Raw genomic sequence first — 25263 nt, 5'->3', positions numbered from 1 at the left:
GACCTCGTCCGTCTGGCAGCTTTCGGTTGCGGATGCAGCCTGCCGGCCGATGCTGGCCAATCTGAGCCGATAGTCGCAAATGAACCAATGTCCGGTTTGGGACAGCGCTCAATCGGCCCTGAATGTCCGCAAATGGGTCGTACTGCATGTTGATCACGCGCGATCGGCTGGGCGAGAAGTAGCGGCGACGCCTAACCCAAGCCTCATCCCGCCTGGCCGGCCGATCCGTTACGTCTATCGTGTAGCGCCGAAGATGACGTCGACCGTCTCCTCCGGCATGTCCCACATCGGAAAATGGCCGCTGGACTCGAACCAGTGCAGTTCGGCGGACGGGAACGCAGCTTTTGCGCGCGCCGCCTGACCCGGCAGGCAGAGCCTGTCGTGCCTGCCCCATCCGATCACGATCCGGCCAGTGCTGTTGGCAGCAGGACCAGTTTGCTCGGGCCCGGTCGCAAGGCCATGGACCAGCGCGTCGAACGTCTGTGTCGTACTGAGACCGGTCAGCTCGGTCGCCACCATCTGCGGATCAAGCGCCCAGGGATGCGCGGACAATTGGGCGAGCAGGGCGGTGCGCGAGGCGACGTTATGGCTCAGCGTCGGCAGGGCGGGTCGGATCGCCCGCAACAAGCGGCCCGACACGCCGATCGTTGTCTTGAAGAACGTGCGCTCCCAACCACGCCAGAACCCACCTGGATCAAGTGCGACGACGTTGCCGACGACGCCACGCCTGGCAAGTTCGAGCACCATCCGGCCACCCATCGAGCTGCCGACGACGTCGATCCCGGTCAGATCGTGTTCCACGATATAGCGCTGGACGCTCCCGACCAGGCCGTCGAACGTCTCGCTATCGTGTTCCGCCGGGGTCGCGCCATGTCCGGGCAGGTCGATCGCGATCACCGTTCGACTGGCGCCGAGCGAGTCTAGAATGGGGCTCCATGATCGCGAGCTTCCGCCCAGACCGTGGACAAGCAGCAGTTTGCGGCCGGAGCCGCGGTTGATCTGGTGCATCTCGTTCCATTTCGGTTATCTGAAAAGACTCAACGAGCACCGTCCGTGCATGGCACCAGTTAATCTGCGAGCTGTCGTGCGCCGGTCGTCGCGGCGTTCGATCCTCAACGAGGGATCGCACGCCGCCACGACGATGAGGGTTGCGCCGTTCAGCCGTGCGGGCGCATGACCACCTTGATGACGCCGTCTTCCTTGTCGCGGAACTTGGCGTACATCTCAGGCGCATCCTCGAGGCTGGCCGGATGGGTGATCACGAAGCTGGGGTCGATCTCCCCGGCCACGATCTTCTCCAGCAGCGGCTTAGTGTAGCGCTGCACGTGGGTCTGACCGAGCTTGATGGTCAGCCCCTTGTTCATGGCCGCACCAATCGGCAGCTTGTCTCCCATGCCGACGTAAACGCCGGGTACCGAGACCGTTCCGCCCTTGCGGCAGCTCATGATCGCTTGCCGCAGCACGTGGACCCGATCGGTGGCAAGCATCATGCTTGCCTTCACTTTGTCCATGAGGGCGTCTGCCGCCCCGTGAGCGGCGGCCTCGCAGCCCACGGCATCGATGCAGCTGTCCGGCCCGCGCCCCTTCGTGCGCGCCTGCAGCTCTTCATAGACGTCGGTCTCGGCGAAGTTGATCGTCTCGGCGCCGCCGGCTTCGGCCATGGCGAGGCGCTCGGGAAGCTCGTCGATTGCGATCACGCGACCCGCGCCCATCATCAGGGCAGAGCGGATGGCGAACTGACCGACCGGCCCGCAGCCCCAGATGGCGACGGTGTCACCGCGCTCGATCTGGGCGTTCTCGGCGGCCATGTAACCGGTCGGGAAGATGTCGGAGAGGAACAGCGCCTGGTCGTCGGTGACGCTGTCGGGGATCTTGATCGGGCCGATATCGGCCATTGGCACGCGCAGATATTCCGCCTGCCCGCCGCAATAGCCACCCAGCATATGGCTGAAGCCGAACAGGCCGGCGGGCGAATGGCCCATAGCTTTGGCGGCCATCTCGGCATTGGGATTGGTCCGGTCGCACGCGGCGAACAGGCCCTTCTTGCAGAACCAGCAATCGCCACAGCTGATCGTGAACGGCACCACGACGCGGTCGCCGATCTTCAGATTGGTGACTTCCGAGCCCAGGGCCACCACCTCGCCCATATTCTCGTGGCCGAGGATGTCGCCCGCCTCCATCGTTGGCTGGTAGCCATCGAGCAGATGGAGATCCGACCCGCAGATCGCACAAGCGGTTACCTTGATGATCGCATCGCGCGGATGTTTGATCTCGGGGTCCGCGACGGTATCGACGCGGACGTCGCCCTTACCGTGCCAGCATAGTGCGCGCATGTCTCATCTCCGTGTGAGCAGGGGCTCCTCCGGGATCGGGAAAGCGACTGAACCACCTCAACGTCTCTGCGCGCCTGATGGGCTCGTACCTAGATCTGCCTAAGTGAACGAACGTCCAGTTCCCAGGAGCAGGTCGTTTGGTAGGAACGTCCGGATCTGGGTCAATTCAGCCGGAAGCCCCCGAATGACTGCCGCCCAAGTTCGCGCGCCGCGACCGTCCGTGATGCAACAACGATGTAGACGCCTGTGCGCCAGTGTGAGCGCAGCTGCAGCGGAGCCTCGTATTAGAAGTGGAAGACGTGGCGCAGCCGATCGAACACTGAGTCGATGACGCCTCCCAGGCCATCATCAGGATCGACAGATCGGGGCAATTTCGCCTTAGCGGGACGTGCCCCGATCGCATTGCCCATGAAGGTCTGCCATACGTGCGCGGGCAGTCCGCCGCCGGCCACTCCCGGAAGCGGCTTGTTGTCGTCGCGGCCTATCCAGACGGCGGTCACAAGTCCGCCAGCAAACCCGACGAACAGTGCATCGCGGTTGTCCTGGGATGTGCCCGTTTTGCCAAAGACCTGAGTGGTCAGTCCCGCGCCGCGGGCGGTGCCGGTGTTGACGGCAGCGGCGAGCAGATCGAGCAGCATCTCGCGCTCGCGCTCATCAAGATGTTGCAGATTTGCATGTGATCGATCCGAAGATTGTGCCGCGAGACCATAAGGGCGCACCGGGTACGCGCCTCCCGAGACAGCAGCATAGGCGCTTGCGAGCTCGATGAGCGTGGTTCCGGACGTGCCAAGCGCTATGCCGACATCAGGTTGCAGCGCGCTCCGAACCCCAAGATCGTGAGCAGCTGTGATGACCGCTCTGGGGCCAACACGCTGGCTGAGACGGACAGCGGCGACGTTGCTCGAACGGGCGAAAGCCTCTCGTAAGGGGATCTGACCGAGATACTGTCCATCGCTGTTTCTTGGTGACCAGTTCCCGATCGTGATCGGGCGATCATCGACCAGATCGTCCGGCGTCATGCCGGCGCGCAGTGCGGCGAGGTAGACGAAAAGCTTGAACGTCGAGCCGGACTGACGTTTCGCCTGGGTTGCCCGATTGAAGCTGCTCACCCGATAGTTGCGTCCGCCCACCATCGCGACGACCCTGCCATCGGGTCGCATCGCTACCAATGCGACCTGCGCGCCGGGCGCGCGGACCTGCTTCACAGCGGCTTCTGCCAAGCGCTGAAGGTGAACGTCTAGGGTCGTGCGGAGGATGGTCCGCGCGTAGACATCGTCAGCGTTGGCCGGGGCCGACGGGAGCACCCAATCGCTGAACCAGCTTCCTTGCACCGGCTCGTCAGCCGGCTTCAGACGAAGCTTGGCGGTAGCGCGTTCGGCCTCGACCCGGTTGATGAAGCCGGCCTCGACCATGGCGTTGGCCACGAGCGCGGCTCGCGCACGGGCACCGGCGAGGTTGGTGCTGGGCGCGAGCCGTGACGGCGCCTTCATGAGACCTGCGAGCAACGCGGCCTCGCCGACCGTCAAACGCTCGGGCGTTTTGCTGAAATAGTGACGGGCGGCGGCGCTCAGGCCATACACATTGTCCCCAAAATACGCGTCGGACAGATAGCGCGAGAGGATCTCATCCTTGTTGAGCCATGCCTCCAACCACAGCGCGATCAGTGCTTCCCGCGCCTTCCGGCCGACCGACCTGTCCGAACTCAGATACACCAGCTTGGCGAGTTGCTGAGTGATGGTGCTGCCGCCTTCGCGCATGCGGCGTTCGCGCAGATCATGCCATGCGGCGCGTGCCAGCCCACGCGGGTCGAGCCCGTGGTGATGGTAGAAGCGTCTGTCCTCGATCGCGACAAAGGCCTTGCCGACATGATCTGGCAAGGCGCGGACATCGACGGGCCGATCGGTGATTGCGCCTTTTCGCGCGATCACCGTGCCGTTCGCCGCCAGCAAGGTGACGCTGGGCGGTACGATTGGACGAGCGGTCTTGGATGGGCTGATTGTGAGGGCGAGCCACACGACGGTCGCGCCCATCGCGAATAAGAGAAGCCCCGCTATCCAGATTGCGATCTTCCGGCGAAAGCCCGGCCGTTTCGATGGCCCAGGACCGGCACGGACCGGATCAGGCGGTGCACTTTGCCGCACCGAGTTTGAGCGAGTGATCCCATCAACGCGTGGATCAGAACGATAGTCGTTTAACATCGGAGTGTTCTATAGGGATAGGACGCTCATCCCGAAAGCGCCGTCTTCCAAGCGCTTGGGTTGGCGGGGCTCGGTCAGAGCAACGCGGCACCGTGGGCGTACACAACCGCTATCCTATAGGGTTGGTCCACTTGGGAGCAGCCTCCGTTTGGATGCCGCTTTCGAGATGAACGAGTGGCAGAAGTTGGGAAGGGGCTAGGCGGCCTCGACGGTCCGATTTTGGGTCATCGGGGTGGGGTGGGGCTATAGCAGCTTCCGACCAAACCTGGTCGTTCACGTCCGTAGCTATGAACGTCGGGCCCTGACGAAAGCGGTCGTCGCCCGATCAGAACCAAATGCTTTGAATACCGGCCAGGACAAGATTGACGCCGGCGAGGAACTGTTCGCGGTCGTCATGCCCTGGCAATTGGGCCGCAAGCCGCCGTACGAAAGAGTACTCCAACGGGTCGAGCAGCGCCCAGCCCTCGGCGATCGCCGTGAGATGGGCAGATCGCTCGGTGTTGCGCGGCAGGCGGGCCGCCGCGGCGTGCTGTGCCGCTACGCCGAGCACGCAGTTCATGAGCGCGGTGGTGGCATTGAACAATGCGGCTTCAGGCATGCCGAGCAGTTGAACCTGCCGGCCGATGCTCTCCATGATACGCAGCACGGCGTGCTGCCATGGATCGCCCGATAGCTGCGCGCCGATCCATGGGTGCGCGTATATCGCGTCGAACGCGCCAAGCGCTATGGTACGGATCGCATCCTGCGGCTTTGAGCGCATTGTCACCTCGGACATTACGCCGGCAATGATATGGTCCGCGGCCGCTGCCAGCAGCGCCTGCCTGTCGGCAACATGCCAGTAGATCGCGCCGCTGCCGGTCGCCAGACGTGTCGCGAGCGCGCGAAAGGTCAGCGCGCCTTCTCCGTCCGCATCGAGGATCTGGATCGCGGCTTCGACGATCCTCGCTTTCGATAGTGCATCGGTGCGCCGCTCGGCGCGCTGGGAATTGAAAGGCATCGCCCAATCTTGACAGAAATGGAACGATGTTCCAACAGCCCAAATTTGGAACAATGATCCATTCTTGATCGAAAGGCTTATATGTCCGTTCATGTGGCAATCATCGGCGCGGGGCTTGGCGGCCTCGTGCTGGCCCGCGTACTTCACGTCCACGGTATCGTCGCAACGGTCTACGAAGCCGAACCGTCGGCGATGGCGCGTACCCAGGGTGGCCAACTCGACATACACGAGCAGGACGGACAGGTCGCGCTCGCTGCAGCCGGTCTAACTCGGGAATTCCGCGCGATCATCCATCCGGGCGGAGAAGCCACGCGCGTGCTCGATCGAAACGGCGCGGTGCTGCTGGACTCGCCTGACGACGGGACGACGGGGCGCCCAGAAGTGCTGCGCGGTGATCTGCGGTGCATCCTGCTGGACTCGCTGCCTGGCGGAACCGTTCAGTGGGGCAAGAAACTAGCCAGTCTCGCGGCGCTTGGCGGCGGACGGCATGAACTGCACTTCACCGATGGATCTACCGTGACGACCAGCCTCCTTGTCGGTGCCGATGGCGCCTGGTCGAAAGTCCGCCCGCTGCTGTCGAGCGCGACGCCCGACTATATTGGCACGACCTTCGTCGAAACCTATCTTCACGATGTCGATACCCGGCATCCCGCGACGGCTGTCGCGGCGGGCAGCGGTGCCCTTTTCGCGCTCGACCCAGGCCAAGGCATCTTCGCCCATCGCGAGGCGGGCGGCATCCTCCACGCCTATGTGGCGCTGAACCGCCCGGTAGAGTGGATTGCCGGTATCGACTCTAACGATACAGTCGCAGTCCGGGCGCGCGTCGCGGCGGAATTCGATGGCTGGGCGCCTGCGCTTACCGCGCTTGTCAACGATGGAGAGACGGCCCCGGCCCTGCGCCCGCTCTACACGCTCCCGACTGGCCATCGCTGGGAGCGCGTGCCCGGCGTGACGTTGCTCGGGGACGCCGCACATCTCGCGCCGCCGGCCGGCGAAGGTGCGAACCTCGCGCTGCTCGACGGGGCCGAGCTCGGCCATGCGATCATCGCGCATCCCGACGACATCGAGACCGCACTCGCCGTCTACGAAGCCGCGATGTTCCCGCGCAGTGCCAAGGCCGCCGCAGACGGGCACGACATGCTGGCGCTGCTGCTCGGCGCACGCGCGCCATTCGCGCTCCTCGATTTCTTCTCCGGCGCATTTGTCGCGTGACTGATCAGAGGAGCGATTCCATGCCTTACGATGTGGCGATTGCGGGTTGGCTCCTTGCCGGCGACCTGCGCTTCGCCCGCCTCTCGGTGTTGGCGCGCCGCTCCCGTCGAGAGCTGTTGAGATCCGGCACGCAGTTCCGGCAGAGGCCGCCCCAATCAAGACATTTGGCGGCACGCGCGGCAACGACCGCTACTGCCGCACGGCCGTTCCCGCGTCCAATAGCGCTACCAATTGCGCAGGTACGCTTGTCAGCGCCTTTCGTAAACCACGTCGAGCAGCGTCACAGGCATGGAGTTGACCGCCCGCCCGCTAAACCCGATTGACCAACCTCTGGCATCATCGGCATAACCTCGCCATTGACTGAGTACATCGGGTCGCTTCGAAAAGCACGCGATCACCGGGTGGCTGTTGAGTTGCTTAGGTGAGAGATAGTCGTCAACACGATCAAAGAAGTTGGCATCAAGTCTGTCGAGCGCAGCGCGATCAGGCACCATCTTGAGCAACGCCGTAGCGGCCTGTTGGAAGAGTCCGTAGCAATATCTCCCCTCGCGCGGGTCGATCATTATGTTAATATCACTAAAGCGAAGCTTTCCATGCTCCAAGATCGGAAGCAGCGTTGCTGTGCTACAATAGTGGTAGAGAACCGTCTTCGGACCTGAGCGCAGGATGCGATCGTAGGTCAGAGCAAATCTGCTATCCGAATTGTCTGTCAATGCCACCTCCCCAAACCCGCGATTTAGCCATTCCATCGCTGGAGTGTTGACGCAATAGCTTGCTCTGATGAGGCGATCGGACGACCGCTTTCGCAATCTGCTCGGAGCCTTCCGAATGACAAATTAGGGCGCAGGGATGCCCGGCATCGCCGCTGCTCGGAAATGGCGAATTTCGACAGAAGCTGACGTTGCGCGGTTGGTTTGGCAATGGCAGGAAAGTCCCAGTTCCCGCCGTCGCGGCCGGTCGAACAAGCCTGATGAATGAATGTCCGAAGTTGGGACGCGGGCAAGGCGGCCTGAACGACCGCGTATGGTCGATTCGGCCCGCGATAACCGGACCTTTGGGGGGGCATAATAGCAACTCAGGTTTGCACACCTGCCGGCAAACCGTCGATCTTGATTTTTCGCGTCACGCGCACGGCATCGAGGAACTGAAAATCATGACTGACAATGATCAGCGCGCCATCGAAGGCTTGAAGCGCCCGCTCTAGGATCTCCATCGAGGCGATATCGAGATGGTTAGTCGGCTCGTCGAGGATGAGCAGCCAAGGGGGCAGGGGGCCGGACAGGGCGGCCGCCAACCCCGCGCGCAGGCGCTCTCCGCCCGACAGGGTGCCGACGAGGCGTTCTGCATCGCGGTTCCGAAAAGCAAAACGGGCGCAGGCGGCGTGGGCCGCCTCGTCGTCGAGGGTCGGGTGCAGACGACGTAGGTTCCCAAGGATCGTGCCGCCGTCGTCGAGCAAGCCTATATGCTGATCAAGCATCGCCAGTCGCTCGCGCCGTCGGCGGACCGAGCCCGTCGCCGGCGCGATGTCGCCGATGGCAAGGCGGAGCAGGGTCGACTTGCCCGCGCCGTTCTGCCCGGCGATCGCGACGCGCTCGGGGCCGTGTAGGGCCAGCGTCCAGGGACCGAACCGGCGGCCGCCAAGGTCCACCGTCGCATTTTCCATTGCCAGAACCTCCGCCTGCGACGGCAAGCCGCTTGCGGGTAGCTCGATCGTCAGAGGCGTCAGCACCTCGATCCGGGCTCGCGCTTGATCGCGCGCGCGGGCGGCGTCCTCGATCTGCCGGTCGGCCAGACGCCGGACGTGTCCACCGCTATTCTCGGCTCGCTCCGCGCGCGCGCCGAGCAGGATTTTCGGCTCCGATCCTTTGGCGGCGAAGGCGCGGCCCGCCTTGTCGCGGCGCTCCTTCGCCTCACGCGCCGCTTGCGCGGCGAGGCGGGTAGATCGCAGGGCGAGGTCGCTGCGCTCGACCTCGGCCTCGGCCAGCGCCCGCTCGGCCTCGCGCGCGGCGGCGAAGGCCACCCAGCCTCCGCCGACGATGCGAATCCCGACGGGGTTCAGTTCGACAATACGGTCCATATGTTCCAGCAGAGCCCGATCGTGGCTCGCGACGAGCAAGCCGCCGTGCCAGCGGTCAATCAGTCGATCGATCGCGGCGCGCCCCTCGCGATCGAGATTGTTGGTCGGCTCGTCGAGCAACAGCAGATCGGGACGCTCGATCGCAAGACGGGCAATGCCGACTCGCGTCCGTTCGCCGCCCGACAGGGTGCCCATGCGCCGGTCGAGGTGCAGGCCCGCAAGCCCAATATCGGTGAAGACGAGGTCGATCGACGCGGGAAGCGTCCAGTCCGCCGCTTCCAGGTCGGTCGCGGTGCCGTTGCCGGCCTCAATCCGAGCAAGCGTCGCGAGGCGAACGACGACGCCGAGGGCTTCGGCGATCGTGTCGTCGTCACGCCAGCGCTGGACGAGCATACCGACGGTCCCTGTACGGCGCACGCGGCCGGAAAGCGGCGCGACCTCGCCTGCGGCGATCCGAAGCAGCGTCGATTTGCCCGATCCGTTACGGCCGACGAGGCCGATGCGCTCGGCTCCGACCGACAGCGTCAGATGGTGGAAGAGCGCTTTGCCCCCCGGCGTGGCGGCGGAGAGACCAGACAAGGTAAGGACCCCGGACAAGGTGGTCAGCCTTCTATCACCGACTGGATCGCAGCGGCGAGCAACTGCCTGGTCCGGTCCTGCGGCCCATTTTCGAACAACTCTGATCCGAGTGCGAAGCGGAGCGTCGCGAAGCCGAGCACCTGTGCGGCAATCAAGGCTGCCCGCACTTCACGATCAGGCCCCGTGAAATGCTTTGCGAGCCCTCCTATGAACTTCTCGTGGAGCGCCACAGATAGAAGGGGCGCGGCCGTCACGCTGGCGGCCGATCGGAGCAGCAGCAGCAGGTCGTTCGGCTCCGTTTCCTCTCGCTCAGGCTCCCGAGGAGCAGTGAGATAGGCAGCAAGAAGCGCGCCGAGCTCATCAATCGGGCTATCCAGCAGAGGCTCGTCACCGAATGCCTGGCTGATAACAGCGGTGAACAAGCCAGCCTTCGAGCCGAACAGCCGCACGATCATCGCCGCGTCGATTTCAGCCGCCGCCGCGATCTCGCGCAGGCCGACAGCGTCATAGCCCGCGCGACTGAAGATGCTCAGGGCGACTCGCACGACCTCTTCCCGTTTCGCGTCCGCACTCCGGCGCGCCCGTCGCGGCACCGATTTAACAACAAGTGTTGACATTGGCGCTCCGCGGTTCCATTTCATAAACAACAGTCGTTGCTGTTTGTCAATTTTATCGTGGAGCATCTCGGATGGACTTCTCCGGAAAGATAGCCCTGGTCACGGGGGGAACGAGCGGGATCGGTCTCGCGACCGCCGCCAAGCTGGCACAGGCGGGTGCGACCGTGATTGCGATCGGCCGTAACCCCGAACGTCTCGCTACGGCGGAGAGCGTTGTCAGTAGAAATGGCGAGACCATCGCTTGCGATATCTCGTCGCCGTCCGAGATCGTATTCCTGATGAGTCACGTAAAGGCGCGCTGGGGTCGGCTGGATGTCCTCGCCATCAACGCCGGCATTTCTGACGCGCCCGCGATCGGCGACCTCACACCCGCCACCTACAACGCGCTTATGGATATCAACTGCCGTGGCGCGACGTTCACGTTCGTACACGCCCTGCCGCTGCTGGCCGAGGGCGCTGCCGTCGTCTTCACCGGTTCGGTCGGCGGTCGGAAGGGCCAGCCTGGCGATCCGCTTTATGCGGGCAGCAAGGGCTTCATTCGAGCTTTCGTAAGGAGCGCGGGCACGGATCGCGCGCTCCTGAAGCGCGGTATTCGCGTGAACGTCGTCTCGCCGGGCCCGATCGCAACTCCGCTGACGAGCGAAGCGACCCAGGACGAGGCTGCTCTGCACTGGATCGAGGACATGATCCCTATGGGACGATGGGGGCTGGCCGACGAGGTCGCCGACGCGATCCTGTTCCTGGCGTCGGACGCCGCCCGGTTCACAACCGGCGCGGAGCTGACCGTCGATGGGGGCATGGCCCATGCTTGAGCGTATCGACAAGCGCCCGCTGCACCCTTGCCCGCCGGTCCGCGCGACTGGGCCAAGCGGGGCGTCGCTCTGGTACATCAGCCGCAATGCCGACGTCCGGAAGGTTTTGTCCTGTCCGTTCGCCAGTTCCGATCCATCGAAACCTGGCTTCCCCGAACCCGAGGATCTGGACTCGCGCACTCCGTTCCTGATCGAACTGGACGCGCCGCGGCACGCAGATTTACGCCGACTGGTGCTGCCCGAATTCGGGACTCGCAGCGTAAACGCCATTGCTCCCCGCATCGAGGCGAGCGCGCAACGTCTGGTCGCAGCCATGCGCGCCAGCGGACCGACCGCATCGCTTCGCGACGATTATGCCAGGCCACTCGCATCGCTCGCTATCTGCCATCTGCTGGAAGTGCCGGAACTGGAAGGGCCGTGGCTCACGGAGATCGCCACCACCCTTGCTGACGATAGCCTGGATGCTGACGCGCAGGGCGCGGCGTTCGTCGCGGTTTCGGCTTATATGGAAGGCGTTGTTGATGATCGGATAACTCGCCCGGGTAGCGATCTGTTCAGCCGGCTCGCCAAAGGTGCGCTCGCCGAAGGGAGCATATCGCGGGCCGAACTCGTCGCCTTGGCGATCCTGCTGTTGATGGCGGGGCACGACACCAACGCGAAGATGATCGAACTGGGCGTCGGCACGCTGCTGGACCATCCGCGTGCGGTCGCGTGGATCGTCAGTACGCCGGAAGCCGCGTTCGCTGCGGTGGACGAGTTGGTCCGGCTGCACTCGATCGCCGATGACGATGGCTTCCGCGTGGCGACAGGAGACATCGAGGTCGGTGGGGTGCGTATTAAGGCCGGCGACGGCATCGTGCCGCTGGTGCGGCACGCCAATCACGATCCGGCAGTGTTCGAAGACCCGCATCTGTTCGATCTCGACCGAAACACGAACGCGCATCTCGGCTTCGGCTTTGGTCCACACCTGTGCCTGGGGCGCCCCCTGGCAAGGCTGACCCAGGCGACGGCCTATCGCATACTTTTCAGCGAAGTCCCCGGTCTTTGCCAAGCCAGCAAACGCGGCGAGCCACTCACCGTCTCAGGTTGGTGACGACGCCAGCGCCTTCCTTATCGAACAATTTCAGGAGACTATGATGCCGCAAACCTTGCGAAGCGTCTTGCCGGGCTTTGCCATGTTCATGGTTGCGATGCCAGCAGCCGCGCAGGTTCAAATCGGAACGGAAGGAAGCCACCCGGTGGCCGATGATGCGCCGACCCAAAGTGACGGGCAACTCAGCATCGGTGCCGGCGCGAGCTACGCCCCCGCTTACGAGGGTGCGCGACGTTATCGTCTGCAACCGCTGCCGATGATCGATCTGAGCTATGGGCGCTTCTTTGCAAATTTGTTCGACGGCGTAGGTGTCACCGCGATCCGCGCCGGCGCGGTCGATGCCGGAGCCAGCGTCACGATCATGCCCGGTTATCGCCGGCGAGACGCGCCCAAGGGCATCGGACGACTGCCGCTCGGCGCGGGCGGACGAGTATTCGTAAAGGCCGGCGTTGCCGGATTTCAGGTGACTGCGGGGGCCACAAAGGGCTTCGTCGGCAGCACGCGTGGCACGATCGCGGATGTGGCCGTTTCGCGTCCGATGGCAGTGTCGTCGCGGGTCGTCATCATTCCTTCGCTGGCGGCAAGTTGGGCGGATGCGAAGCACAATCATCGCTATTTCGGAGTAAGCGCCGCTCAGGCTGCGGCCTCGGGCCTGTCGCGGTATCGTCCTGGAAGCGGGGCAAAGGACGTCACGGCAAGCATCGCCGTGAGCTATAGCCTGACACCTGATGTTCGCGTGTCGGCATCGAGCAGCGTTGCGCGGTTGCTGGGCGACGATGCCGACAGCCCGATCGTATCACACAAAACGCGGGCGTCTGGCTTTCTCTCGGCCACGTACAGCTTCGGCCTCTGACTCCGCTATTGCAGTTCTATATTCCAGGAGACTAACCATGAGGAACCTCGCTCGTTTCGCCTTGGCTGCCTTCGTCCTTCTCATACCTGTCGGCTCATTTGCGCAATCCGTTCCTGCCGGGGCGATCAAGACGATCGTTCTCGTCCACGGCGCTTTCGTGGACGGATCAGGATGGAGGCCGGTCTATGATCGTTTGGTACGAGACGGTTACACTGTGGCGATCGTTCAGGAGCCGCTAACTGGACTGGCCGACGACGTCGGGGCGACGAAGCGCGTTATCGATCGCTCGAACGGCCCTGTCATTCTTGTCGGCCACAGCTACGGCGGCGCGATCATCACCGAGGCGGGAAATGATCCGAAAGTCGCCGGTCTTGTCTATATCGCCGCGCACGCACCCGATGAGGACGAAACGGAGACCGAAAATGGTCGCCGGTTCCCAGCGATTGGTCGCACCGCAATCGTGGAGACGCCGGACGGATACACAATTATCGATCCAGCCCGGTTCCATGCCGAGTTTGCGGCGGACCTGCCCAAAGACGAGGCGGACTACGAGGCGCAGGCTCAGGGCGTCACCGCCGCTGCCGTTTTCACCACCCCGATGACTAACCCCGCCTGGAGGAATAAGCCCGTGTGGTACATGGTCGCCAAGGCCGACCACATCATCAGCCCCGATCTCGAACGGATGTACGCGGCACGCGCCCGTAGCCGTCAGACAATCGAGATCGAAGGCGCTAGTCACTCGGGTTACCGATCGCATCCCGATGAGGTTGCCGATCTGATCAGGCTTGCGTCGCGGGAGGCGACCGCCCGACGTATTGAATGATACCTTCTCACAGCGTGCAACTCGCCAGAATCTTAGCGGAGGACGTTATCTGAATGATCGTCCGGTTCCGGGATGCGAACGGGCGCGGTTGAATGTCTAAGATTGGGTCAAGCACGCCACGACAGTCGTCGGTCGCCGCGGCTGGCGGGACCGCGAGTAAGCGGCGAGCGGCATGCCGATCCAGGCGTGAACGACGAATGTGCACTTGGACAAGGGCGATAAAGGCCTTCTTAGCCGCCGGCGCGAACCAGACTCAACGTAGGCTCCGGGCAGGGCTTCTACTCGCAACGGCCACCCTGACGAGCTGGCGTTTCATGGTTTCGGATGCTCCTTCAGCATTGGACTCCAGTGTTTCCGAAACTCGATAGCCACGTGCGAATGGACGAGCCGCAAAGCGACATTGCGCCAACGTGTCCTGATCGACGGCTCCTGCGATCTCGACATCCGTCGAGCGGCGCGACAATGGAGCGCGATGACTGCAACGGAGCTGAGAGACGTCATCGTGCGCCACCTCGCAAAAGCCAATGGCGGCGGCACGATCCGGTGGCGGAAGGCGATCGGCGAGCTGAAGGTCTATTCGCTGACGACGCATGCCCATTGTAACTGGGATGTCCGTCCCACCGGCACCGCCTTCGAAATGGATCAGGTCGAGCGTGCGGTCGATGCGCTCCGCCTCAAGCATCCGTTCGTCGACACCGGCTCCTGACTCCGAGCCAAACTGACCCGGTATCGCGCCCACACGACCGCTCCGATCTGCACGACATCGCGTTCGAGACCGGCGAGCTCAACCACCGTGGCTAGCATTGTCGGCTGGGCGCACACCGGCAATGCGCTGCGCTATGTCTACTTTCGGGGTCCCGCCTTCTCGTCGATCCTGTCCAACAGATCCTCGATCACCGGACGGAATGCCGGCGCCAGCGAGACGGTTACCCGGCGACCATCCTCAGGATCGGCGGAGCGTGCAAGCAGTCCGCGATCGATCAGCTCTATGATCTTGCGATGCGCGCTCGACACCGGGATGTTGGCCGCCACGCTGAGCGACCAAAGGTAGATCGGGCGCTGCTCGCACTCCGCGGCGTACAGGTCGAGCAGGATGTCCCACGCCGGGCAGGGGCAGAGGTTGAAGCCGATGTGCTGTCCGACCAGCTGGCGCTCGGTGATGAGCCTCCGGCAGGTTTCAAGCCGGCGCTCGGCGATCCCGTCCACTAGCCACCAGCGAAGCGCGCCAAACCAGACCGCGTCGCCATTGGCGTCCCCGGCTGCAGCGCCCCGTCGCGATAGAGCCCGATGAGCATCTCCTGCTCCGGCCGGAGCGCGTCGATCGCGCCGAGCGTTCCGTGAACGCCGAGCGCCGTCGACGGGCATTTGCCTTCGAACGTGCCGAGATTGGGCCGGTGCGCCCGATAGCCCGCCAGCGCGGCCAGTTCGGGCGGAAAGCTGCTCGCGATCCGGGGCGGGTAGGCCAGCCAGGGAAGCTCATATGGCTTCAGCCATCCAAGGCTGTAGCTGATGATCATGCCGCGCCGAGACGCCTCAGTCCGATTGACGCCCCCGCAGTGCAGCGTCGATCCCAGGAACAGGAGGGCGTCGCCCGGTGCCATCTCGACCGCCAGCGCGTCGTCATCGGCCATCACGATCTCGTCGAGGCGGTGATGGCTGCCCGGCCAGACGATCGTCGCTCCGTTGACCGCGGTATAGGCTGTGAACGGCCACATCACGTTGACCAGATACTCAACGCCTCTCGCATGAACCGGCCACATATCCTGGTCTCGATGCGGTGGCTGGGCGAGGCCGCCGGGCAGGATCTCGATCGCCTGGGTCAGGTTCAGCTGGATGATGTCGCAATAAGGCTCGAGGATGAGCTTCACGGCGTCGAGGATGGCGGGATGGAGCACGAACGCCTCCATGTGCCGACTGCGGCCCAGCAGGCCATGAAAGCGCTTGGTGTTGCCGCCATAAAAGGCGCCGACCGAGCGCGGCGTCGCATCGAAGGTCGGCGCCAGGGCGCTGGCCAGCGCTCCGGGAAGGCTCGGGTCGAGGGCACCCCGTACGACGCTATAGCCATGCTCGCGCAAATGGGCGGCGATCGACGCGGCATCGCGTCCAGCAACGCTGTCGGCGGCACGCGCCACCATGTTCACGCCGCTACCTTTTCGGGCAGGTCGGCGAGCGCGAGCGGAAGCGATCGATAGCTGCCAGCTTCCTGAAGTTGGTCGAGCGTGCCGGTGGTGATGTCGATCCGAAGCGCACCCGTCATCGCCCGGCCGATCCGGCGTGACGCGCCGAGCGCCCGACAGTCCCAGCCCAGCGACAGGATCTGCCTCAGCCATCCGGCATCCGCGATGCAGGTGAAACTCCAGATGCCATGCATCATCGCATATTGGACGGCAGCAGTGGTCAGTGCGTTGCGCACCTCCCGCCGCTCGGGCGCGCGCAACCGCGGCGAAAGGCAGCCCCGGCTGATCTCATAGATCCGCGGCGATCGCGGGACGGGCTGGTCGCACAGACCGGGGAAGATGCTGCCGAGGATGTGATCGCCATTCGTCGGCAATAGCCGGATCGAGCCGCGATGCTCGCCATCGGGCCCGGCCGCCACGAGGTAGACGGCCGCGTCGGTGTCGAACTGGTCGATTTCATAGTCGCCATCGATGACCGGTACCTCCCATTTGAGGAGATCGACGAAGATCCGCTTTCGGTCGCGGTGCATGTCGTCGACGAGCCCGCTCGTTCCCAGTTCGCGCGCGCCGTGGAATATCCTGATCATGTGAGCCTCCCTGTTCGGAGAGACCTTCGCGGATCAGCAAGCTACGCTCATCCCGCTACTTAGAGGGTTGTTTTCACGCGAATGCCGCGCCCAACGACGCCGGAGCGTCGCCAAATTGAGGCGATCCTTCGGTGTGCTGAGAGGGAGGGAAGGGGGAAGTGGGAGGCGAGCAGCGGTCGGGTCGAGGTCCGATCTCGCTGCGCCACTTTCCAAGGAACGGGCCATGTTCGGACGCGGCAGTCGCGCGACGATCGTTCGCGCGATGACAGGATGGCCCGGGCGGGCCGCTGCCGGGATCATGTCCCCATTGCCTGTCGAGAGGCATGGCCCTCCGGCGGTCGCGTTCGCCCGACGCCTCTCCGCCACGCGCGACGATATGACGATCGAGCCGCTCGAGACCATATTCAGGAGTGACGACACGGATCTTCTCGTGCGGGCCTGGCTGCGCATCCCTGGAGAGCGGGTTCCGTCATCGGTCCTCGCCAACATGGACGTTGCCGCCCGCGCCTTCGGTTCAGATCCGCTCATGCAGACGGTGTTTTTCCTCAGCGTATCCTATGGCCTCGATAGCCGCGAGATCGCCGATCAGCTCGGCCTGAGCCGAAGGCGCAGCCGCGCCGTTCTGCGTCGCGCGATCGCGCAGCTGGATCGCGCTGCCCGCCAATCTGTCGCGGCCGGCCTTTGATCGGAATGCCGCGAGCTGGCGCATGAACATGCTTGTCGGGCGTTCGGAGCTCGCCGCGCGCGGTCGACGCGTCGTTGAGGCGCTGGGCGGCGAATGGCTCGGCGAACGCGGCATGTGCCGCTGCCCGGCGCATGACGATCGGACGCCAAGCCTCTCGGTGCGCGTCGGTCAACAAGCCCTGCTCTTCAAATGCTTTGCCGGATGCCACCCGCAGGACGTGCTGCGATCGCTCTGGCACGTGGATCCGGTGGCGGCGAGCATGCGCCTGGCGGATCGGGCACGAGTGCGGGACGGGTCCTGGTCGCGGCAGAAAGTCATCACCTTATGGGCCGAAGCCTGGCCGATCGCGGATACGCCGGCACAAGCTTATCTGGCGGCGCGCGGCATTAGGACAGGTTCCGGCGCACTGCGCTTTCACCCGCACGCGCCGCTCAAGATCGGGCAGCGGCTGCATTTCCGCCCGGCGATGCTGGCAGCGGTTCGCGAGCATCAGCAACTTGTCGCTGTTCAACGCGCCTTCCTCGATGTTGCGCGACCCGGGCTCGCCCGCGACCTTGTAAATCCGCGACGCCTGCTCGGTCGACCGGGCCACGGTGCTGTCAGGCTCGCTGGCCATGGACCGGTGCTCGGCCTCGCCGAAGGAATCGAAACCGCACTGTCTGCGATGCAGCTCCTGCGCATCCCCGTCTGGGCGACGCTCGGCGCGGAGCGCTTCGCGCAGATCCGGATCCCCGCCGAGGTCGAGCAATTGATCCTGCTACCTGATAATGACCCGGCGGGTCGGGCCGCGTGCGACCGGGCGTTTGTCAACTACTCGGCCCAGATCCCGATCGTCATCGCCCGCATGCCGCCGGCACCCGCTTGCGACTGGAACGACGCGTTGCGGCTGAGCTCGCCGGCACTCGCGCGGGAGCGGGACTAGCCCGCTCGGCCGCCGCGCGCGGAACGAGGCAGGGAGGGAAGGGGGCGGGGATTGGTGCCGCGGTCTGGTGGTCAGTTCGCGTGCAATCGGAGCTTTTCCATGACCCAACTTCCCATTCTGGTCCCAGCCGCCAAGCTGGCGCCGTCGCCGCTCAATGTTCGCACCTCGTCCGATCCCGCGGCCGACGCTCAGCTTGAGGCGAATATCGCTGAGCGCGGCATCATCCAGAATCTGGTCGGTCTGCCCGTGCCGCGCAAGAAAGGGCATTACCGCATCACCGCGGGCGGACGCCGGCTTTCTTGCGTGCACCGGCTGATCGAGGCAGGCACTTTCCCGTCCGATTATCCGGTGCCTGTCCTGATACTGGCCGATGCCAATGACGCGATCGAGATCAGCCTCTCGGAGAATTTCTTCCGCCTTGCGCTCAATCCTGCGGATGCCTGCCGGGCATTCCAGGATATCATCCAGACCGAAAGAAAGTCGCCGGCCGATGTCGCCAAGCGTTTCGGCCTGACCGAGCGATTCGTCCTGGGGCGGCTGCGTCTCGCCTCGCTTGCGGACGCCATCTTTCAGGCTCTCGCCGCGGGCGAGATCACGCTCGATGTGGCGAGCGCTTATGCGTCCACCTCCGACGTCGAGCGCCAGGCGGTGATCTATGAGCAGCTGAACGGGACCTATTATAGCGACAATGTCGGTGAAATACGCCGCCGGCTCGCCTCCTACAGCTATCGCGCAAGTGATCCCCGGGCACTGCTCGTCGGCCGGGATGCCTATCTGGCGGCAGGCGGCCGCGTCGATTCCGATCTGTTCACGGACGTCGACACCGAGGCATGGCTCGACACCCAACTTGTCGATCGCCTCGTGGAGCAGCGTCTGGCCGATGCTGCCGCACAGGTGCGCGAGCGAGACGGTTTCGCCGAGGTTCGTGTCGTCAGCGCGACGCACGTGCCTTATGCCGTGACCTACGACCTCCAGCCGCTGCGCGGAGAGCTGCCGCCGCTCACCAGCGAGGAGGAGCTCCGCCAGAGCGAGATCGAACAGACGATCGAGGCGATCGAGGCGGCCGCCGGCGAAGACAGTCTGACGGACGACGAAGAGGCTCGCCTTGAGGCATTGGAGGAAGAACTGGGCGCGCTCGTCGACCGCGCGCCGATCCTGACCGACGACCAGCGGAATGGCGCGATCGCCTTTGTCGTGATCGGGCAGGATGGCACGCCTCGCGTCCATGAAGAGCTGTTCGTGGTCCCGCCGGCCGAGACCGTCCAGGATACGGTGGCGCTCGAGGAAGGGTCGGCGGCGGAAGAGCCGGTGCAGACCGTCGAGACCGAGAAGGGCAAGATCAGTCAGCGCCTGGGCGACGAACTGGCGATGATGAAGACCGAGCTCCTCGCACTCCATGTCGCCCGCAATCCGGCCTTCGCCGCCGATCTCGGCACCTTCCTCATGGTGGAGTCCGCGATGCTGACCAGCGCCAGCTGGGCGATCCCGAGCGATCTTCGCGCCAATGCTCCTTATCCCCGCGTTTCGGGTTTCGTCAGCGAGACGCGGGCGGCGCGGGACTGGACCTCTCTCGACGAGGCGCTCGACCGCTCCTGGCTGACCCTCGAGACGATCGAGGCGCGCTATGACGCCTTCTGCGTGCTGCCCGAGTCGACGCGCGCAGCCTGGCTCGGCTGGTCGATCGCGCGAACGCTGCATGCCGTGCCCGTCGGCCGGCCGGGCGCGGACTTCCTCGATCATCTCGGCCGGAAGCTTGAGCTTGATGTTTCCGCCTGGTGGCGACCGACCGCGCGGAATTATTTCGACCGTATCCCCAAGCCGGGCATTCTGGCGCTGTTTGAGGAGATTGGCGGCACCGAGCTGCGCGCTCGGCATGCGGGCGCGAAGAAGCATGATCTCGCATTTGCCGCACAACTGCTCTTCGCGGGCGAAACGATCATCGAGGCCGACCGCAAGGAGCGCGCATTACGGTGGGTGCCGGCAGAGATGCTCTTCGGTCCGAACGAAGATGCGGTCGCGGGCGACGTCGCTTCTGAATGTCGATCGGAGCCGGACGCGCCTGCGACCGATGACGAGCTGGACAGCGACATCGCCGACGCCGCCTGACTTTGATCGCTCGGGGCCCGCACGATGCGGGCTCCGGGCGTGCGCGTCATGCCGCTTCGGCGGCATGACGCGAGCCGACGAACCGAACTGTCAGGCGCGCTTACGGTTCAGCACGTCCGACCGACGTCGCTCCCGGACCTTTGCGATTGGCCTTGGCTCGACTGAACATCGCGCCGGGCCCGATCTGCGCTTTCTCGGCAGCGCGGGTCGCTCGAACAGGATGTGCAAACGCCGCGGCCATCAGGCCAACGCAGGCACCGACAGGCTCGATTGCCAGTAAGAGGAACGCCTAACGTCGGCTTGGGATCGAGCTCTGCACCGTGGCGGCAGGTGTCCGCCATTGATCGGCCGACCGGGATTTTGAGCGCTCTGCCGGATCGACGCCTGCTGCGACAATTTCGTGCGAATGTCCTGCAGCTCGACTAACCGACCATCATGATCGTGCTCTTTCTGCTTGCCGCCGCAGCCCTGTCAGGACCGGTCCGCGTCATCGATGGTGATACGCGTCGCGCCGGCTCCGAACGCATCCGTCTGCTCGGGATCGACGCAGCGGATAACCCGACAAATTCTCGCTGTCGGCGATTTCCTAAGCCAGGGGCGATCTGTGACCGCGCACGGTCGGCCGAAGCCACTGCGTCGTTAAGCGCTGCGATGACGCCGCATCTGACGATAGAACGCGTCGGTCGGGATCGCTTCGGGCGCGAACTCGCGGTCGTGTGGTCGAGCAAGGCCAATTTGAGTTGCTGGCAACTCCGCGGACATCAAGCCAGCTATCGTCGTCAACGGGATGACGGCCGCCGCATCGCCCGCGCATGCCCGGACGCCGCGCGATGATTTCCGAGCGAGAATTATGGGCGTGCGCCGCAACGATCCTCGAGCAGCATGGCGAACGCGCCATCGATCATGCCGCAGGCCGCGTTGCCGATCTGGCAAAGTCGGGCGACGAACCCGGTGTTAAAACCTGGATCGCAATCGCCGAACGGATCGGCCGCCTGACCGATTTTTCCAGCACGGGAATGAGCCCGCATTGAGCCGCACCCATCGATCGGCCGCGAACAGGCTCAACGAAGACCGTAGTTGGCCACCGACGAAGCTATGGCCTGATCGGCGCCGCGCTGCTTCAGAGATGTGACGCCGAGGCAGCGATGACCCACAGGCCGGGTTCTCACGATTGAAGGCCGCTTCGGATTTTACGTCCGGATCTGCGAACCCGCCCCGGCATCGATACTCTCGAAAGCGGAGGACGGGCTCGCGATCAAAGCTACGGCCCAACGGACCGGCCTCGTCAGCCTTCGAGATGATCCTTCGCGGCGCCCAGGGCTTCGCTGAGTGCCTTGGGCTTGCGGCCGCGTTTCACGGGCGCCTCGACCGCCTTTGGCTTACGGCCAAGACCGATTTTGTGCGCGAGAGCGCGGCGCTGTTCGGCATAATCGGCCGCCACCATCGGATAATCGCGGGGCAGGTCGAACGCCTCGCGGTAGCTTTCCGGCGTATAACCGCTCTGGCTGATGTGACGGCGCAGCATCTTGTAGGATTTGCCATCGATCATGCTGATCAGATGGCTCGGCTTGATCGACGCGCGCGCAGAGACAGCGCCCTTGGGTTTTTCCGGTGCCGCCGGCGCCGCTGGGACGCCGAGACCGGACAAGGCTGCATGAACCGTCGCAATCAGCGTTCCAATCTCGCCTGCATGGACCGCATTGTTGGCGACATGCGCCGATACGATGTCGGCCGTCAGCGTGACCAGTTCGTCGTCCTTATTGGTGTCGGGCATTCAATACTCCTGTGATGTTCCGGCGAACTTAGGCGCCCGCTTTCCTGAATGCACCCTGTAAAACCGTAGCGCCGCACTGCCATCGAACTAGATTGACTGCCGTGGCTTGCGAAAAGGACGCGCGAATAAACGTGGGAGGGGAGGGGGCAGGAAAGGGTGACTGCGTGCAGATGCCGCAGTTCCCCATGGACCCAGGAGTTTTGCTATGACCGGGATTACTGCGGAAACTCGCGAAGCTACGTCACCGTTCAAGGTTGATATCAGTCGGGGGCGCAACGTCAGTCGCGTCTCATCCGAATGGTTCTCGCGACCTGACGACGAGCGCTTCCTCTCGCTTGGCGATCTCTATGCCCGCGTGCGCGATCGCGCGGATACGGGGATGACGCGCGTGGTGGAAAGTCGCGCGCTTCGCGTGACTGCCCGCGCCGAGGAACCTGAGCGCCTCGCGCTCGTCGTCCCCGGCAGCGAGGCCGGGTCCGCACCGACCAACTGGTCTTTCGGCCAGCTTTGCGGGCTCGTCGGAGCGCCTGCCGCCTATTTGCGCGCGCTACCGGCGGCTCTCGCCGGCATCAATCTCCAGCATGGCCTGCTCGCGCATCGCGGCGAGCAGGTCAAACTGCTCGAGGCGAGCGACGGTCGAACCGAGTTGCGCGCCGTGACCGGTCCCGATTATGGTCGCATCTGGGATCACGAGCTCGTGTCGGCCGTGATGCGCTTTGCCGGCAATGGCACGGGCGACACGCGGTGGAAGGTGCCCGGCGTGCTCGACTGGAGCACGATGCATTACAATCCTCATGTCGACATCTCGCAGGACACGACGACCCTCTATGCGTCGGATCGCGATATCTTCCTGTTCCTCGTCGATGACACGCATCCGATCGAGGCGGGACGACTGCCCAATGGCGACCCGGATCTGTTCTTCAGGGGCTTTTATTGCTGGATTTCGGAGGTCGGTTCGAAAACCCTCGGCATCGCGACTTTCTATCTTCGCGCCGTGTGCATGAACCGCAACCTGTGGGGCGTCGAGAATTTCGAGGAGATCAATATCCGGCATTCGAAGTTCGCCGCCAACCGCTTCGCGCATCAGGCAGAGCCCGCGCTTGCCCGGTTCGCCGACTCTTCACCGTCACGGTTCATTGATGGCATCAAGACCGCGCAGGCTCGCATCGTGGCGCGCTCCGACGACGATCGGACGGCGTTTTTGCGCAATCGCGGATTTTCCAAACCCGATACGTCGAAAGTCATCGCGACCGTCCTCGCCGAGGAAGGGCATCCCCCCGCGTCGCTCTACGATTTCGTTCAGGGTATCACGGCCGTGGCGCGAACGAAGACGCATCAGGACGATCGCCTCGACTTCGAAGGGCGCGCCCGCAAGATCCTCGAAGCCGCGCACTGATCGCGCCGGGATCCTTGCCCCACATCGTGGAGGCCGATCATGGATATGCCTACGCCGGCATCCCGCACCTTCTTTGACGTCGTCGCAATTTACGCCAGCGACGGCGAACGCTTCGCGCGGGAGCAACTGCGCATCGACGTCGCAGATCATATCTCGCCTTATGCGGCCGCGCGCGCGTGCGCCGAGCGGCGCGCTTATGCCGACCCGCGCATTCCCGGCTTGGCCATCTTCCTCGTGGTCACGCCCGTAGCCGGTCCCAATGCCCGATCTGGCTTACGAAACGCTGCGTCGGCGCTCGCGTGCAATGTCGGTTGCTATCTGGTCCTGTCCACCGCGCATATCCGCTGTTCGACAGCCCAGATGCTCGACCATTGGGCACAACTCTATGCTCATCAACAGCCGCTCGCCGTCGCCCGGATGGGCTTTGGATGGCTTATCTCGACCTGCATTGTCAGTGAACGCATGGCGCAGAGCCTGCCCGAGGAGATCCCCGCGATCCTGGCTTTCGGTCGCGCCCAGGGGTGCGATCATGTCCTGCTGGACTGCGACGGACGCGAAGAGCGCAGGCTCCCTGTATATCCCTGGTGATCAGCAAGCGTCGTTTAAGGTCCGGAGGCTCGTATCCGGTCGGGGAGCGCGACACGGCTCCCCGACGGATGCGCGGAGACGTGTTTCACGTCCGCCGCTTCGGACCGGTCAAGCCGCCTTTGCCTTGCGCCTGCTTTTGGGCGCGGGCGTGGATGGTGCCGCGGACACATCCGCCTTGACGCTTTGCCGCTTCGCGCGCGGCGGCGACGCCGAGGAGATTTCGCCGGGCGCCGTCGGCGCGGGCTTGCGACCACGCGTCTTTGGCGTTGCAGTGGCCGCTTCGTTTTCGGCGAGTTTCGTCTCTCCCGCCGGAGGACGGCCGCGCCGCTTCGGTGCAAGCGCGATAGGGGAGTCGCCTTCCGGCTCTGCATTGACGGTGTTTGTTAAAGGCGCGGGCTTGGCGGCAGGCTTTGTCTGCCGCGGCTTGCCGGCGCGCGCGGCCTTGGCCTTCGGCGCGGTCGCCGGCGCATCGACGACCGGCTTGGGCGCCGGCGATTCCGCCGCCTCTGGTGATGCGACAGGGGTCTTGGCTCGTCGCTGTCCAAGGCCAAGAGCTTGCGCGACCGCACGCCGGTGCTCCGAATAAGCGGGCGCGACCATCGGATAGTCCTTCGCAAGCTTGTATCGCTCGCGATAGTCCGCAGGAGTGAGCCCATGATTGGAGAGATGGCGCTTCAAAGTCTTGTAGGGCCGACCGTCGATCAGGCTCAGAATATGCTCGCGCGATCCAAGACTTTTGCGCACGCTGACGGCAGGGAGATATTCGGCCTCAACCGGTACCTCTGGCGCGGACTCTCCGCTGAGTGCGCTTCGCGTCGTCTTGATCAGATCGGCCAACTCGCTACTTGGAATCTGATTGTTGGCGACATAGGCACTCAAGAGCTGAACGGTCAGGGTCGCCAGGTCCGTCTGTTCCGTGTCTGCCATGCTGATCCCTTTTTGCTTAAGCGCGTTCTGCAAGCACGTTTAGTTGCTCCAAATGAATGGTAAGTAAAGTCTCGCGCCGGAAGGCTTGGCATAGCCGTTCGTGGGTCGACCGCGATTTCGATCCGTTTCTTCGAGTTTTGCGATGAAGACGGTTTCGTCAGACGTGCGGCGACGCATCTGTTCGGCGGATTGGCAGTATCGTTTGAGCCGCCAAACGATGCCGCATGTCATTCAGCGTATCGGCCAGCCGCGCGAAGCTGTCGCACCACGCCGTTGAAAGCGGCCGTGCATCCTTGCGCCCGACCTATGTCATTCTCGCCCTTGGACGCGTCCCAAAACAATTCCAGCGGCCAGCGATCGGGGCAATGGTAAAGCAGGCAGCGCAGCGCCAGCCGCACCTCAACCGTGTCGACGCGGGCCTTCGTGGACCGGGTCATGGCCGCGCGCAGAACGCGCACCGAGAGTTCGATGACGAGGCGCTGGTGGCGCGAAAGCTCGGCGGCCACC

Annotated in this window: 26 protein-coding genes; 13 read left to right on the top strand and 13 right to left on the bottom strand. The window is 64.2% G+C overall.

The window, feature by feature from the left end:
• Positions 1-234: 234 nt before the first annotated feature.
• The 4 genes from Q4F19_RS13535 to Q4F19_RS13520 form a co-directional block, all read right to left on the bottom strand.
• Positions 235-1008, bottom strand: a complete 774-nt coding sequence (locus Q4F19_RS13535) for an alpha/beta fold hydrolase (RefSeq protein ID WP_303543388.1) — start codon at positions 1006-1008, stop codon at positions 235-237.
• 149 nt (positions 1009-1157) lie between these two features.
• Positions 1158-2333, bottom strand: a complete 1176-nt coding sequence (locus Q4F19_RS13530; RefSeq protein WP_303543386.1) for a zinc-dependent alcohol dehydrogenase — start codon at positions 2331-2333, stop codon at positions 1158-1160.
• Between the two features lie 284 nt (positions 2334-2617).
• Entirely contained in the window at positions 2618-4363 is a 1746-nt protein-coding gene (locus Q4F19_RS13525) for a transglycosylase domain-containing protein (RefSeq protein ID WP_303543384.1), read from the bottom strand.
• 493 nt (positions 4364-4856) lie between these two features.
• On the bottom strand, positions 4857-5621 hold the full coding sequence (locus tag Q4F19_RS13520; RefSeq protein ID WP_303543383.1) for a TetR/AcrR family transcriptional regulator: 765 nt from the start codon (positions 5619-5621) through the stop codon (positions 4857-4859).
• Here Q4F19_RS13520 and Q4F19_RS13515 point away from each other — a divergent pair, their 5' ends adjacent.
• The gene (locus tag Q4F19_RS13515) at positions 5622-6740 is read left to right on the top strand and encodes an FAD-dependent oxidoreductase (RefSeq protein ID WP_303543381.1); all 1119 of its coding nucleotides are present in this window, start codon (positions 5622-5624) and stop codon (positions 6738-6740) included.
• A gap of 248 nt (positions 6741-6988) precedes the next feature.
• Here the strand turns inward: Q4F19_RS13515 and Q4F19_RS13510 are convergent, their stop codons facing one another.
• The 3 genes from Q4F19_RS13510 to Q4F19_RS13500 form a co-directional block, all read right to left on the bottom strand.
• A complete protein-coding gene (locus tag Q4F19_RS13510; RefSeq protein WP_303543379.1) occupies positions 6989-7303 on the bottom strand; it encodes a hypothetical protein in 315 nt (104 codons plus the stop codon).
• 512 nt (positions 7304-7815) lie between these two features.
• Positions 7816-9414 carry an ABC-F family ATP-binding cassette domain-containing protein gene (locus Q4F19_RS13505; RefSeq protein WP_303543378.1) on the bottom strand — a complete coding sequence of 533 codons (1599 nt, stop codon included), beginning with the start codon at positions 9412-9414 and terminating at the stop codon, positions 7816-7818.
• Between the two features lie 5 nt (positions 9415-9419).
• Entirely contained in the window at positions 9420-10079 is a 660-nt protein-coding gene (locus tag Q4F19_RS13500) for a TetR/AcrR family transcriptional regulator (protein ID WP_303543377.1), read from the bottom strand.
• Positions 10080-10084: 5 nt separating this feature from the next.
• Here Q4F19_RS13500 and Q4F19_RS13495 point away from each other — a divergent pair, with 5 nt between their 5' ends.
• The 5 genes from Q4F19_RS13495 to Q4F19_RS13475 all read left to right on the top strand — a co-directional run bounded on the left by Q4F19_RS13495 (position 10085) and on the right by Q4F19_RS13475 (position 14300).
• Positions 10085-10825: an SDR family NAD(P)-dependent oxidoreductase gene (locus tag Q4F19_RS13495; RefSeq protein ID WP_303543374.1), complete on the top strand. Its 741-nt coding sequence runs from the start codon at positions 10085-10087 to the stop codon at positions 10823-10825.
• Positions 10818-11918 carry a cytochrome P450 gene (locus Q4F19_RS13490; RefSeq protein ID WP_303543372.1) on the top strand — a complete coding sequence of 367 codons (1101 nt, stop codon included), beginning with the start codon at positions 10818-10820 and terminating at the stop codon, positions 11916-11918. The genes Q4F19_RS13495 and Q4F19_RS13490 overlap by 8 nt, the downstream gene beginning before the upstream one ends.
• Positions 11919-11958: 40 nt before the next feature.
• The gene (locus Q4F19_RS13485; protein ID WP_303543371.1) at positions 11959-12771 is read left to right on the top strand and encodes a MipA/OmpV family protein; all 813 of its coding nucleotides are present in this window, start codon (positions 11959-11961) and stop codon (positions 12769-12771) included.
• A gap of 37 nt (positions 12772-12808) precedes the next feature.
• Positions 12809-13594 carry an alpha/beta fold hydrolase gene (locus Q4F19_RS13480; RefSeq protein WP_303543369.1) on the top strand — a complete coding sequence of 262 codons (786 nt, stop codon included), beginning with the start codon at positions 12809-12811 and terminating at the stop codon, positions 13592-13594.
• A gap of 472 nt (positions 13595-14066) precedes the next feature.
• Positions 14067-14300 (top strand): hypothetical protein, encoded by a 234-nt coding sequence (locus tag Q4F19_RS13475; RefSeq protein WP_303543367.1) that lies wholly within the window; start codon positions 14067-14069, stop codon positions 14298-14300.
• 137 nt (positions 14301-14437) lie between these two features.
• Here the strand turns inward: Q4F19_RS13475 and Q4F19_RS13470 are convergent, their stop codons facing one another.
• From Q4F19_RS13470 to Q4F19_RS13460, 3 genes are read right to left on the bottom strand one after another with little or no spacing between them, the layout of a single operon-like run.
• Positions 14438-14800, bottom strand: coding sequence for a helix-turn-helix domain-containing protein (locus Q4F19_RS13470; RefSeq protein WP_303543365.1), 363 nt, complete (start codon positions 14798-14800; stop codon positions 14438-14440).
• Entirely contained in the window at positions 14800-15729 is a 930-nt protein-coding gene (locus tag Q4F19_RS13465) for a phytanoyl-CoA dioxygenase family protein (RefSeq protein ID WP_303543364.1), read from the bottom strand. The genes Q4F19_RS13470 and Q4F19_RS13465 overlap by 1 nt, the downstream gene beginning before the upstream one ends.
• A 2-nt stretch (positions 15730-15731) precedes the next feature.
• Positions 15732-16358 carry an acyl-homoserine-lactone synthase gene (locus Q4F19_RS13460; RefSeq protein WP_303543361.1) on the bottom strand — a complete coding sequence of 209 codons (627 nt, stop codon included), beginning with the start codon at positions 16356-16358 and terminating at the stop codon, positions 15732-15734.
• A gap of 223 nt (positions 16359-16581) precedes the next feature.
• Between Q4F19_RS13460 and Q4F19_RS13455 the strand changes: the two genes are divergently transcribed.
• The 5 genes from Q4F19_RS13455 (at position 16582) to Q4F19_RS13435 (ending at position 21102) form a co-directional block, all read left to right on the top strand.
• The gene (locus Q4F19_RS13455; protein ID WP_303543358.1) at positions 16582-17043 is read left to right on the top strand and encodes a hypothetical protein; all 462 of its coding nucleotides are present in this window, start codon (positions 16582-16584) and stop codon (positions 17041-17043) included.
• A gap of 157 nt (positions 17044-17200) precedes the next feature.
• Entirely contained in the window at positions 17201-17965 is a 765-nt protein-coding gene (locus tag Q4F19_RS13450; protein ID WP_303543356.1) for a DUF7146 domain-containing protein, read from the top strand.
• A 99-nt stretch (positions 17966-18064) separates the two neighbouring features.
• On the top strand, positions 18065-20071 hold the full coding sequence (locus Q4F19_RS13445; protein WP_303543354.1) for a ParB/RepB/Spo0J family partition protein: 2007 nt from the start codon (positions 18065-18067) through the stop codon (positions 20069-20071).
• A gap of 435 nt (positions 20072-20506) precedes the next feature.
• Positions 20507-20905, top strand: a complete 399-nt coding sequence (locus Q4F19_RS13440) for a thermonuclease family protein (protein ID WP_303543352.1) — start codon at positions 20507-20509, stop codon at positions 20903-20905.
• The gene (locus Q4F19_RS13435) at positions 20884-21102 is read left to right on the top strand and encodes a DUF6961 family protein (RefSeq protein ID WP_303543351.1); all 219 of its coding nucleotides are present in this window, start codon (positions 20884-20886) and stop codon (positions 21100-21102) included. Before Q4F19_RS13440 ends, Q4F19_RS13435 begins: the two co-directional genes overlap by 22 nt.
• Before the next feature lie 254 nt (positions 21103-21356).
• Here Q4F19_RS13435 and Q4F19_RS13430 read toward each other — a convergent pair whose 3' ends face one another.
• Positions 21357-21845, bottom strand: a complete 489-nt coding sequence (locus Q4F19_RS13430) for a Ros/MucR family transcriptional regulator (RefSeq protein WP_303543349.1) — start codon at positions 21843-21845, stop codon at positions 21357-21359.
• A 205-nt stretch (positions 21846-22050) separates the two neighbouring features.
• Here Q4F19_RS13430 and Q4F19_RS13425 point away from each other — a divergent pair, with 205 nt between their 5' ends.
• Positions 22051-23241 (top strand): DUF932 domain-containing protein, encoded by a 1191-nt coding sequence (locus tag Q4F19_RS13425; RefSeq protein ID WP_303543347.1) that lies wholly within the window; start codon positions 22051-22053, stop codon positions 23239-23241.
• Between the two features lie 39 nt (positions 23242-23280).
• On the top strand, positions 23281-23829 hold the full coding sequence (locus tag Q4F19_RS13420; protein WP_303543344.1) for a DUF5983 family protein: 549 nt from the start codon (positions 23281-23283) through the stop codon (positions 23827-23829).
• A gap of 108 nt (positions 23830-23937) precedes the next feature.
• On the opposite strand, the gene Q4F19_RS13415 is transcribed toward Q4F19_RS13420, so the two are convergent.
• Both Q4F19_RS13415 and Q4F19_RS13410 read right to left on the bottom strand, forming a co-directional pair.
• The gene (locus Q4F19_RS13415; protein WP_341850189.1) at positions 23938-24789 is read right to left on the bottom strand and encodes a Ros/MucR family transcriptional regulator; all 852 of its coding nucleotides are present in this window, start codon (positions 24787-24789) and stop codon (positions 23938-23940) included.
• A gap of 194 nt (positions 24790-24983) precedes the next feature.
• Positions 24984-25262, bottom strand: coding sequence for a hypothetical protein (locus Q4F19_RS13410; RefSeq protein WP_303543342.1), 279 nt, complete (start codon positions 25260-25262; stop codon positions 24984-24986).
• Between the last annotated feature and the right edge of the window lies 1 nt (position 25263).

Source organism: Sphingomonas natans (genome assembly GCF_030546695.1).
Lineage (GTDB): Bacteria > Pseudomonadota > Alphaproteobacteria > Sphingomonadales > Sphingomonadaceae > Sphingomonas_I > Sphingomonas_I natans.
Note: the sequence above shows the minus strand (reverse complement) of the source record. Positions and strands in the feature narration are given on the sequence as shown.

Bases quoted from the DNA above. Each gene is read 5' to 3' on its own strand.
- Q4F19_RS13520 (WP_303543383.1), bottom strand. From the start codon at position 5,621: ATGAACGGACATATAAGCCTTTCGATCAAGAATGGATCATTGTTCCAA.
- Q4F19_RS13485 (WP_303543371.1), top strand. From the start codon at position 11,959: ATGATGCCGCAAACCTTGCGAAGCGTCTTGCCGGGCTTTGCCATGTTC.
- Q4F19_RS13425 (WP_303543347.1), top strand. From the start codon at position 22,051: ATGACCGGGATTACTGCGGAAACTCGCGAAGCTACGTCACCGTTCAAG.
- Q4F19_RS13495 (WP_303543374.1), top strand. From the start codon at position 10,085: ATGGACTTCTCCGGAAAGATAGCCCTGGTCACGGGGGGAACGAGCGGG.
- Q4F19_RS13500 (WP_303543377.1), bottom strand. From the start codon at position 10,079: ATGCTCCACGATAAAATTGACAAACAGCAACGACTGTTGTTTATGAAA.
- Q4F19_RS13455 (WP_303543358.1), top strand. From the start codon at position 16,582: ATGTTCGGACGCGGCAGTCGCGCGACGATCGTTCGCGCGATGACAGGA.
- Q4F19_RS13465 (WP_303543364.1), bottom strand. From the start codon at position 15,729: ATGGTGGCGCGTGCCGCCGACAGCGTTGCTGGACGCGATGCCGCGTCG.
- Q4F19_RS13440 (WP_303543352.1), top strand. From the start codon at position 20,507: ATGATCGTGCTCTTTCTGCTTGCCGCCGCAGCCCTGTCAGGACCGGTC.
- Q4F19_RS13430 (WP_303543349.1), bottom strand. From the start codon at position 21,845: ATGCCCGACACCAATAAGGACGACGAACTGGTCACGCTGACGGCCGAC.
- Q4F19_RS13435 (WP_303543351.1), top strand. From the start codon at position 20,884: ATGCCCGGACGCCGCGCGATGATTTCCGAGCGAGAATTATGGGCGTGC.
- Q4F19_RS13535 (WP_303543388.1), bottom strand. From the start codon at position 1,008: ATGCACCAGATCAACCGCGGCTCCGGCCGCAAACTGCTGCTTGTCCAC.
- Q4F19_RS13480 (WP_303543369.1), top strand. From the start codon at position 12,809: ATGAGGAACCTCGCTCGTTTCGCCTTGGCTGCCTTCGTCCTTCTCATA.
- Q4F19_RS13460 (WP_303543361.1), bottom strand. From the start codon at position 16,358: ATGATCAGGATATTCCACGGCGCGCGCGAACTGGGAACGAGCGGGCTC.
- Q4F19_RS13490 (WP_303543372.1), top strand. From the start codon at position 10,818: ATGCTTGAGCGTATCGACAAGCGCCCGCTGCACCCTTGCCCGCCGGTC.
- Q4F19_RS13420 (WP_303543344.1), top strand. From the start codon at position 23,281: ATGGATATGCCTACGCCGGCATCCCGCACCTTCTTTGACGTCGTCGCA.
- Q4F19_RS13445 (WP_303543354.1), top strand. From the start codon at position 18,065: ATGACCCAACTTCCCATTCTGGTCCCAGCCGCCAAGCTGGCGCCGTCG.
- Q4F19_RS13475 (WP_303543367.1), top strand. From the start codon at position 14,067: ATGACTGCAACGGAGCTGAGAGACGTCATCGTGCGCCACCTCGCAAAA.
- Q4F19_RS13525 (WP_303543384.1), bottom strand. From the start codon at position 4,363: ATGGGCGCGACCGTCGTGTGGCTCGCCCTCACAATCAGCCCATCCAAG.
- Q4F19_RS13510 (WP_303543379.1), bottom strand. From the start codon at position 7,303: ATGATCGACCCGCGCGAGGGGAGATATTGCTACGGACTCTTCCAACAG.
- Q4F19_RS13530 (WP_303543386.1), bottom strand. From the start codon at position 2,333: ATGCGCGCACTATGCTGGCACGGTAAGGGCGACGTCCGCGTCGATACC.